Below are 9439 nucleotides of genomic sequence, written 5' to 3' on the forward strand. Positions count from 1 at the left end.
TTCTCCCTTGGCGACCTCCGCGCAGCTTGGGCACCACGCGACCGAAGAGCGCACGTGGCACGACACTAAAGACGCCCGAGCAGGCCGTCATGGTGCAGTTGTCGGGAAGGCTGCCGTACGGCTCCGTCAATCGTCGTGATCATGCACGACAGCACGTCGGCCAGGCCGTTGCCAGCGAAGACACCGACGACGGCCTGGGCGGCCGGACAGTCGGAGCCGCGCACGGCGGCAACTGGCCCGGGAGAAAGGAGGATCGCTTCTTCAGCTACCCACGAGGGATCGGCGCCTGACCGGCCGGCTGATCAAGCACGGCCTTCTCGCCGGCCCGGACGGCGAACGGCAGCACGTTCCCCGGGGGCGGCAGCGGACAGATGAAGGCCTCGGAGAACGCACACGGCGGCAGGGTGACGCGGTTGAAGTCCAGCATCGCCGGGCCCGCCGTCGCCGGCAGGGGCACAAACAGGAACCGGGCCGCGCCGTAGCTCTCCCGTCCGCTGGTGGCGTCCCGGAACGTAATGTGCGCTTCGCCCTCGTGACCGGTGTACAGCGCGACCAACTCGGCATGCTGGCCGTCGACGGTGAAGCTGAACGTGCCGACGACCGGGTAGTCCACCAGCCGGTCGGAGTGGCTGTGTTCGGTGCTCACCGTCTGGTCGGCGTCAGCCGGGGTGAACTCGGCGGTCACCACCCAGGCGGGGTCGGGGACGTACGCGTCGATGCCGGCGAACCGGCGCACCGCCGGCGCGTGCGGGTCGTACGTCCGTACCGCCAGGTCGCCGCCGCGTCGAACGATCTTCAGCTCGACGTCGCCCACCATGAGCCGCTGGTCGGGGCGCAGCACGCCCTCAGCGATCGGTACGCCGTCGACGAGCAGGCTCTCGGCGCCGGACACCCGTACGTCGGTTCCGTCGGTAAACCAGGCGCCGGGTATCCCGTCGATCTGGGTACGCCCCACCAGCCAGTGAGTGCCGGTCAGCGTGAGGTCCCCGCCCGGCGCCGACACGGCCGCCTCACGTTCGGCGTGCCAGGTCCGCCACTGATCAACAAAGGTCACGGTTCCTCCAGCAGGTCGAGCGGCAGTTGCGGGATGGCCGCCAGCAGGGCGCGGGTGTACTCGTCGGCGGGATTGGTCAGCACGTCCGCGGTCGGGCCACGCTCGACGACGCGGCCGTGGCGCATGACGAGCACCTCCTGGCACAGCTGGCTGACGATCGCCAGGTCGTGCGAGACCAGCACCAGGGTGAGCCCGAGCCGGTCGACGAGATCCTTGAGCAGGTCGATGATCTGCAGCCGGACCGAGACGTCGAGGGCGCTGACGGGCTCGTCGGCGAGCAGGATCCGCGGGGCCGGTGCGAGCGCCCGCGCGATGGCAATGCGCTGGCGCTGGCCGCCGGAGAACTCGTGCGGGTAGCGCCGTCCGTCTTCCGGGCGCAGCCCTACCGCGGTGAGCACCTCGGCGACGCGCTCGGCGCGGGCCGCCCGGTCCGTGCCGATGCGCAGCGAGCGCAGCGGCTCGGCGACGATCGACGCGACCGACATGCGGGGGTTCAGCGACGACCGGGGGTCCTGGAAGACGACCTGGACCTGCCGACGGAACGCGCGGTGTCGGACCCGGTCGAGGGGCTGGCCGGCGAAGCGGATCTCGCCCGAGGTCGGGCGGTCCACGCCGAGCAGCTGCCGCAGCAGGGTCGACTTCCCGGCGCCCGACTCGCCGACGATTCCGAGGCTGGTCCCCGGCCGCACGGTGACGTCCACCCCGTCGAGCGCCGGGTGGGTGCGGCCCGGAAACCATCGGGTCAGCTGATGCCCGCTGAGAATCGGATCGCTCAACGGTCTTCCCTTCGCTCGCTGGGGCGGGCCAGCCGGGTCACCCTGGCGGCGCTCGCGACGAGCTGCCGGGCGTAGCCGGAGCTAGGCCGGCGCAGCACGTCGTCGATCGGGCCCGATTCGACCAACCGGCCCGTGCGCATGACCAGGAGATGGCGGGCCAGTCCGGCGACGACCGGCAGGTCGTGGCTGATGAACAGCAGCCCCACCCCGGTCTCCTCGATCAGCTCGTCGAGCAGAGCGAGGATCTGCGCCTGTACGGTCACGTCCAGCGCGGTCGTCGGCTCGTCGGCGATGAGGATCCGGGGCCGGCAGGCGAGGGCCATCGCCAGGGCCACCCGCTGTCGTTGGCCGCCGGAGAGTTCGTGCGGCAGGGCCCGTACCAGCCGGGCCGGGTCAGGCAGGTGTACCCGGTCGCACCACTCGATCGCGCGGCGCTCGGCGTCGCTGCGGTTGAGGCCCTGGTGCAGCCGCAGCGGACCGGCGATCTGGCGGCCGACCGGCATCAGCGGATCCAGGGCGGTCAGGGGCTCCTGAAACACGATGCTGACGGTGCGGCCGCGGACCCGACGCCACTGCCGGTCCGGCGCGCCGAGGTGGTCCTCGCCGTCGATGAGGATGCGGCCGCTCGGGCGCATGCCCGGCGGTAGCAGTCCCAGCAGCGCCAGCGCGGTCAGCGATTTGCCCGAGCCGGATTCGCCGATGAGGCCGAGCCGGTCGCGGGCGGCGAGGCCGAACGAGACGTCGCGAACGAGCGGCTGCCCGTCGAGCGTGATGGTCAGCCCGGTGGTCTCCAGGACGGTCATCGGTGCGCTGCCTGCCTCTCCTGTCGTAGCTGCGGGTCGAGGACTTCCCGCAGGCCGTCACCGAGCAGGTTGACTCCGACGACCGTGACGGCGACTGCGAGGCCGGGCAGCAGGACGTTCCACGGGGCCACGCTCACCGTCGACTGCGCCTCCTGGAGCATCCGGCCCCACGACGGCGCGGGCGGCGGAGTGCCGAGCCCCAGGTAGGACAGCGACGCCTCGGCGATGACCGCGACGCCGAAGGCGAGGGTGGCCTGCACCAGCAGGGTGTGCCAGATGTTGGGCAGGACGTGCCGGAGCAGAATCATCAGTGGCCCGGTGCCGCAGGTACGCGCCGCGAGTACGTAGTCCTGGGTGAACACGCGGCTCGCCGAAATCCGGGTCAGCCGGGCCACTTCGGCGGAGACGCCGATCCCGATCGCGCAGATCGCGACTCCGGTCGACGCGCCGGACACGGTGACCAGCAGCATCGCCAGCAGCAGGGTCGGGAAGGCGATCACGATGTCGATCACTCCGACGACGGCGTTCTCGACGAACCGGCCGGCGGCCGCCGCGAGCAGGCCCAACGGGACGCCGATGACGAAGGCCACCGCGACTGAGGCCAGCCCGATCCACACCGCAGTACGCGCGCCGAGCATCAGCTGGGTGAACTGGTCACGGCCCAGGCGATCGGTGCCCGCCCAGTGCCGTGCGGACGGGCCGGCCAGCCGGGCTGCCGGGTCGGTGTGGTCCAGCCCGTACGGGGACCAGACCAGCGACACCAGCGCCAGGGCGAGAATCGCCAGCAGCAGCGCCGCGCCGACCACGAACGACGGCGAGCGCCAGCCTCGGCGTCGCCGGGCGGGGATGTCGAGCGCCTCGACCGTTTCGACCGCCTCGACCAAAGGTGTACTCATACCCGTGCTCTCAGTCTCGGGTCGACCAGCCGCTGCACGACGTCCACGACGAGCCCCATCACCAGCACGGTCGCCGTCATGAGGAAGACCGTGCCCTGCACGATCGGCAGATCGCGGGCCTTCACGCTGGTCAGCAGCAGCGAGCCCAGGCCGGGCAGGGCGAAGACGCTCTCGATGACCACGGTGCCCAGCAGTGAACTGGCCAGCAGGATGCCCAGGATCTGCACGATGCTTGCGGCGCCGTTGCGTGGTCCGTGCCGCCACAGCGCCCGCGGCAGGCTGTACCCGAGAGAGCGGGCCGTGCGCACGTACTCCTGGCTCAGCACGTCGAGCGTCGCCGAGCGTACGTAGCGCACCAGCACCGACCCCTGCGCGATTGTCAGCGTCGCCACCGGCAGGACCAGTGACTGGAACGCGGCTGCCGAATCCTGCCAGCCGGTGCGGGGAAACCCGCCCGGCGGCAGCGCCCGCCACTGCACCGCGACCAACCAGACCACCACGATCCCGACCCAGAAGATGGGCAGCGCGATCCCCAACTGCGCCAGCGCCGACACCGCCACCCCGAGCAGACCCCGCCGCCGTACCGCCGCGAACACCCCGATCGGTACGGCCACGACGATCGACAGCACGAACGCGCTCAGTGCCAGCGGTACGGTGACCGGGAGCCGGCCGGCGATCTGATCGAGCACCGGCATCTGGGTGAACAGGCTGTCGCCGAGGTTCCCGGTCACCAGGTCGCCCCACCAGTGGCCGTACTGCGCCAGCACAGGCCGGTCGGTGCCGAGCTGGTGCCGGATCGCATCGATCTGGTCCGGGGAGGACCCGACCGCCAGCAGCGTGACGGCCGGGTCACCCGGTAGGACCCGGAGCAGGAAGAACACCGCCGAGCCCGCGACGAACAGCGAACCGACCAGCCAGGCGACCCGCCGGATGAGGTAGCTGAGCACCGCTTATCGCTTATCGCTTGGTGATCGGCGCGACATAGAAGCTGTCCGTGGTGTTGTTCTTCTGGTAGCCGCTGACCGAGCTGCTGGCGACCTTGATGGCGGGGTCGAGGAACAGCCAGGCGCTTGCCGCGTCCTCGGAGATCTGCCGTGCCACCTTCTTCAGCAGGGCGGTCTGCTCGTCGGGCGTCGCGGCGCTCTCGGAGTCCTTGACCCACTTCTGCACCTGCGGGTTGTCGTACTGCCAGTAGAACGTCGGATCGCCGTACCAGACCAGGTCGCGCTGGTTGACGTGGGTCATGATGGTGGCCTGGAAGCTGTGGTTCTTGTAGACCTTGTCGGTCCAGGTCGCGTCGTCAACGGGGTTCAGCGTGATGGTGATCCCGGCCTGGGCGAGCTGGCTCTTCAACCCCTGCGCGATGATGGTGATCGCATCCGACGGTACGTAGTCGACGGTGAAGGACAGCCCGTTCGCGTACCCGGCCTTGGCCAGCAGCTGCTTGGCGCCGGCCACGTTGTGGTCGTCGATGCTGGTCAGGTCCTCGTACCAGGGGTCCGTGGGCGGCACCATCGAGCCGATGACCTGGCCCCGGTCGGCCCACACCGCCGTCAGCAGCGCCTTGCGGTCGATGGCCTGCCGGATGGCGTGCCGTACGTCGGGGTTGTTGAACGGGGCGATGGCGTCGTTGAAGTTGAACAGTTCCTTCGTCGTCGACGTGCCTTCCACGATGGAGAACTGCGGCCGGTTGTCGAACTGGGTGAGCACATCCGGCGAGGACACCTGGGTCACCAGGTCGAGTTGGCCAGCGAGCAGCGCGTTGTTCTCGGCGGTGGCGTCCTTGAAGAAGCGGTACACCACCTGCTTGTTGCTGGCCTTCGTGCCCCAGTACTTGTCGTTGCTGGTCAGCGTGATGGAGTCACCCTGCTTCCAGGAGGTCAGGGTGTACGGGCCGGTGCCGACAACCGTCGTCTCCGGGTTGCCGGCGTCGGGCTTGGTGACAGCCGCACCGGTGCTGGTGAGGTAGAACAGGAACGATTGCGACCGCGTCGACAGGGTGACCTTGACGGTGCCATCGTCCGGTGCCTCGATCGTCTTCATGATCGAGAGGTTCTTCTTGCGGGCGCTGGTCGACTCGTCGGACGTCACCCGCTTGAGCGCGACCACCACGTCGCTCGCCTTCAGCGGGGTGCCGTCGGAGAAGGTCACCCCGGGCTGCAGGTGGAACGTGTAGACCGTGCCGTCCGGCGACACGTCCCACGACTTGGCCAGCAGTGGCTCGACCTTGCCGTCGTCGGTCAGCACGGTGAGCCCCTCGACGACGTTGCGCAGCAGCACCTGGGCGTGGCCGGTGTTGCCGCCCTTGATCGTGTTGAGCGTCGTCGGCTCGTTCAGCGAACCGACCGTGATCGTCGCGTCGGGGGCGGCGGCGCCCGTCGACCCGGGGCTCGTCGACGAGCCGCAGGCGGCGAGCAGCACTGCGAGGGTGGTGGTGGCCGCGAGCGCGCCGAGCGGGCGCAACCGGCGTGCGAAGGGTAGGCCGACCGAGGGCCTGCGGTGAGTGGTCATGTCCTTACTCCAGGCAGACGGAACCTGCGTCGCGCGAGCGCGGGACGCGGTGAAGGAGGTGCATAAATGGGGGCAGATCAGACGTTGATGACGGGGCGCGGGCAGCGTGGCGCGGCAGCCACGGGCGAGGGCCGGGGTGTCAGACCGTCAACAACAGCAGATACGGCGCGCGGCGACGACACGGACCGCGAGCGGGGTCCGGTCCAACGACGGCGCAGTGTTCACGCAGGTGAGGCTACATGATCAGCCAGTTGGGGCGGCAAGCCGGCGATCGTGTCCTGTGCCACAGGTCCGAATCTTGTTCGCAATCCCTGAGTGGTGTGCGTGCTTGGTGAGGGCCCGAAGGGCGGCTGCCGGTCCGGGCCCTCACCGTTGCGGGATCAACTCATGGCGTCGGTGTCGTCACGGCCGTGCCGCCCAGAGCAGTGCTCGGCCCAACTGCGGCTGCAGGCCCTTCGGGTGCAGCCGGAATGTCGGGTCGGTACCGAAGAGCACGACACCGTTGCCGCCGGGGCTGATGCTCCGGACGATGCTGGCCTGGTTCGCGGCGGCGGCCTGTCCGTTCGTCCCGGTGCCGGTTGCCGCCGCCCACCAGCCGGCAAGCAGTGGGTCCGCGGCATAGGACTGCTCGACCGTTACGCCGGCACCGAGGTTGGTGAACCAGACCGGTTGGCTGATGAAGGAGTGCGGGACGGCGCCGGAGGTGACTGGCCCACCGTGGTTGACGATGTTGGCTACTCCGCTGGCCAGCGAGGGCCCGGCGGTGGCGGTGACGGTCGACAGCGAGGTGCCGTTGCTGAAGTTCGCCCCGGCGGTGCCCAGTCCGACGATGCCACCACCGCGGGCCAGGAATGCCTCGAGCGCGTTCCGGTTCGGTGCCGTCAGGTTCGTCAGGTTGAGGTTGCTCGCGATCAGCAGCACATCAACCTCATCGGTCAGCGTGCTGGCCAGCGTCGTGGCGGTGAGGGCCCGGGCCGTGAAGCCGAGGTCGGAAAGGGTGTCGCGCTCCTCGACGGTGCCCAGGTAGCCGACGACGATGTCGTCCAGCCGGGTCCCGTGCCAGCCGGCTGGGGCGCGCTGGAAGGTGACGCCGTGCGCTCGGACCTCGTCCTTGAGCAGTTGCCGGCTGCCGGGGACGGCGGGAATCACCACCGACCCGTCGGCGAGCCGGTAGACCTGGACACCCTTGCGGATCAGCGAGTTGACCGCCAGCAGATCGGCGGCGTCCTGGATGTCCAGGCGCAGGTCGGAGTCGGCGGACGGTAGTTGGCCCTCGGCCACCCCGTCGTAGATCCGGTTCAGCTGCACATCTGGCAACTGGTCCCAGACCGTGTCGACGGTGGCGCCCCAGGTCAGCCCCTGACTCCAGGCGGCCGGGCCGGCGTAGAGGTCGTTCACCCGTTCGGTGATGTCGATGCCGGGTTCGAGCAGCGAGTTGACCAGGCCGCGCTTGGGTTGGTGCAGGTCGATGACGTATGAGCCGGCGCGGTAGCTCTTGCCTCCGGCGTGGAAGTCGTGCTTGGCCCGCCATACCCGGCCGCCGCTGCTGATCAACAGGTCCACGAGACGGGCGGCGGCTGGCTCGGAGTGCTGACCAGGGCCGGTGGGGATGACGTACGCCCGAGGAAAGACCGTGTGGTAGTTGTCTTCCGGTCCCCAACCCGGCACGTAGCCGTCGGGGATGTCCCGCAGCGGCTCACCGGCCCACCCGCGCCGGTAGACCTCCGCCTGGTCGTGCAGCACCTCGACCCGGTGGTCCTGGATGTACTGCAGCGAGGTCTTGATCGCCACCACATGTACGTCCGTGTTGATGCCTGAACGACGTACCCGCTCCTGGGGCGTCAGGCTGCCGCGCGGGTTGAGTGGCGCCTCGATGGTGTACGGGATGCTGCTCTGGAGCATCGCGAACGACGGCACGTAGATGGGTGGGAAGTCGTCCCACACACCCGGTTCGTCGTCCCGGAACGGAATCCGGGCGCGCTGGGTCTCGGGGTAGCCCAGAGCACGCAGGTTTTCCTCGATGGCCAGCGCGTTCGGCAGGCCGTGCTTGATGTAGAGGTCGTATTCGTTGTTGACGTTGTGCGGTGGGGTGCTCGGGTGCAGCAGCGTCGGGTTGACGTATCCGTGCAGGTCCAGTGTGATGATCGGCTTGGTGTCGATGATGAGTTCGCGAATCAGGTTCGTCTCGGGCTGGGAGACGACGGTGAGGTCCCGGTTGAGGTCATAGCCGGCGGCGTTCGCCCGGGTGCCGGCGATCCGGCCGTCCGGGTTGGACGTGATGTTGAAGATCAGCCGGTTTCGCTTCAGCAGCCGCGTCACCTCGGGATCGGTGCTGGTGGCGAACTCCTCGATGACGCGCAGGGCCGCGTCGGTACCTTCCCACTCGTTGCCGTGGATGTTGGCGTTGACGAACAGCGGGGTCTTGTACTCGGCCAGCAGTCGAGGATCCGTACGGGCTCGCACCGGGTCGTCCTCGATGAGACGCTTCCACTCCTCCTGCTGCCGGTCCTCGTTCCGGCTCTCCGGCGCGGTGACCGTGACGGCGTAGAGGTCGTAGCCGCCGCTGGACTTCCCGGCAACCCGGGCAGAGACGCGGTCACTGGCTGCCTGTAGCGCGTTCAGCTTCGGGGCGATGTCGTCGTACGGGATGGCGCCGATGGGGATGGACGCGTCGGCAGGATTGTCGGGCCAGACCGGCAGCACATTCTGCCGGGGATATCCGGTGATCTCGGACGGGCCGACGGGCGGCGGTGGCACGGCCGGCAACGCTGTTGCGTGTGCCGGCCCGGTCCAGAGTGCCGCACTCAGCACTGTGGCGGTGAGCCCAGCCGCAGCCAGGCGTACGGATGTCTTGCGCACGATGGACAGCTCTCCTGTCGAAAGGGAGGGTTCCGCCGCATGACGGGGCTGCAGCAGGGCCGGAGGCCTACGGCTTAACAGAACGCCCGCAGCGGCAGAGAGAGGAAACCCGGCGTCAGGCGCAGGGTCGACAGGCAGCGCTGGCGACGCGCAGGAGGTCGATGTGACCTCGCTTGGTGAGATGGGCGCTTCGCATGGAAGAGATCTTCATCGAGCACCTCCCGGCCCGTCAACACCGTAAGCCCGGAAATCTCACGGTCTGGACACCGGCTGCCCGGGGCCGATCGCATGGATTGAGGCCCGTTTGCGCGGTACGGCACTGCGGCTGACCTGCTGTTTTTCGTTCCAAGCTTTCGCGCCATGCCTTTAGGAAATCCAATGAGATAGCCTACTAACCCCATAGGGATTGCGACTCAGATTGCTTGAGCACCCCGGGGCCGCATGATCCGCCGTCCTGGTGCCGGGCGACCTCCTCGACGGTGGTCTGCGGGCACATCAGCGCCACAACCTTGTCCTGGCGGCGCCAATCCTGTGGCCTGA

At 69.0% G+C, this 9439-nt stretch carries 9 protein-coding genes; 1 reads left to right on the plus strand and 8 read right to left on the minus strand.

Annotated elements, in window-relative coordinates; translation table 11 throughout:
- Positions 1 to 89: 89 nt before the first annotated feature.
- On the plus strand, positions 90 to 290 hold the full coding sequence (locus tag ACNAVT_RS30195; protein ID WP_416301214.1) for a hypothetical protein: 201 nt from the start codon (positions 90 to 92) through the stop codon (positions 288 to 290).
- Here the strand turns inward: ACNAVT_RS30195 and ACNAVT_RS30200 are convergent.
- The 8 genes from ACNAVT_RS30200 to ACNAVT_RS30235 form a co-directional block, all read right to left on the minus strand.
- Complete coding sequence (locus ACNAVT_RS30200; RefSeq protein WP_416301216.1) at positions 266 to 1054, minus strand: DUF1684 domain-containing protein; 789 nt, start codon at positions 1052 to 1054, stop codon at positions 266 to 268. The genes ACNAVT_RS30195 and ACNAVT_RS30200 overlap by 25 nt on opposite strands.
- Positions 1051 to 1830, minus strand: a complete 780-nt coding sequence (locus tag ACNAVT_RS30205; RefSeq protein WP_416301217.1) for an ATP-binding cassette domain-containing protein — start codon at positions 1828 to 1830, stop codon at positions 1051 to 1053. The genes ACNAVT_RS30200 and ACNAVT_RS30205 overlap by 4 nt, the downstream gene beginning before the upstream one ends.
- Positions 1827 to 2633, minus strand: coding sequence for an ATP-binding cassette domain-containing protein (locus ACNAVT_RS30210; protein ID WP_416301218.1), 807 nt, complete (start codon positions 2631 to 2633; stop codon positions 1827 to 1829). Before ACNAVT_RS30210 ends, ACNAVT_RS30205 begins: the two co-directional genes overlap by 4 nt.
- Complete coding sequence (locus ACNAVT_RS30215) at positions 2630 to 3529, minus strand: ABC transporter permease (protein ID WP_416301219.1); 900 nt, start codon at positions 3527 to 3529, stop codon at positions 2630 to 2632. The genes ACNAVT_RS30210 and ACNAVT_RS30215 overlap by 4 nt, the downstream gene beginning before the upstream one ends.
- Positions 3526 to 4476: an ABC transporter permease gene (locus tag ACNAVT_RS30220; protein ID WP_416301220.1), complete on the minus strand. Its 951-nt coding sequence runs from the start codon at positions 4474 to 4476 to the stop codon at positions 3526 to 3528. Before ACNAVT_RS30220 ends, ACNAVT_RS30215 begins: the two co-directional genes overlap by 4 nt.
- A 10-nt stretch (positions 4477 to 4486) precedes the next feature.
- On the minus strand, positions 4487 to 6040 hold the full coding sequence (locus ACNAVT_RS30225) for an ABC transporter substrate-binding protein (protein WP_416301221.1): 1554 nt from the start codon (positions 6038 to 6040) through the stop codon (positions 4487 to 4489).
- A gap of 402 nt (positions 6041 to 6442) precedes the next feature.
- On the minus strand, positions 6443 to 8899 hold the full coding sequence (locus ACNAVT_RS30230) for a M14 family zinc carboxypeptidase (RefSeq protein WP_416301222.1): 2457 nt from the start codon (positions 8897 to 8899) through the stop codon (positions 6443 to 6445).
- Between the two features lie 115 nt (positions 8900 to 9014).
- A complete protein-coding gene (locus ACNAVT_RS30235; RefSeq protein WP_416301223.1) occupies positions 9015 to 9110 on the minus strand; it encodes a putative leader peptide in 96 nt (31 codons plus the stop codon).
- Positions 9111 to 9439 lie beyond the last annotated feature (329 nt).

This window comes from Micromonospora sp. SL4-19, assembly GCF_047921475.1.
Lineage (GTDB): Bacteria > Actinomycetota > Actinomycetes > Mycobacteriales > Micromonosporaceae > Micromonospora.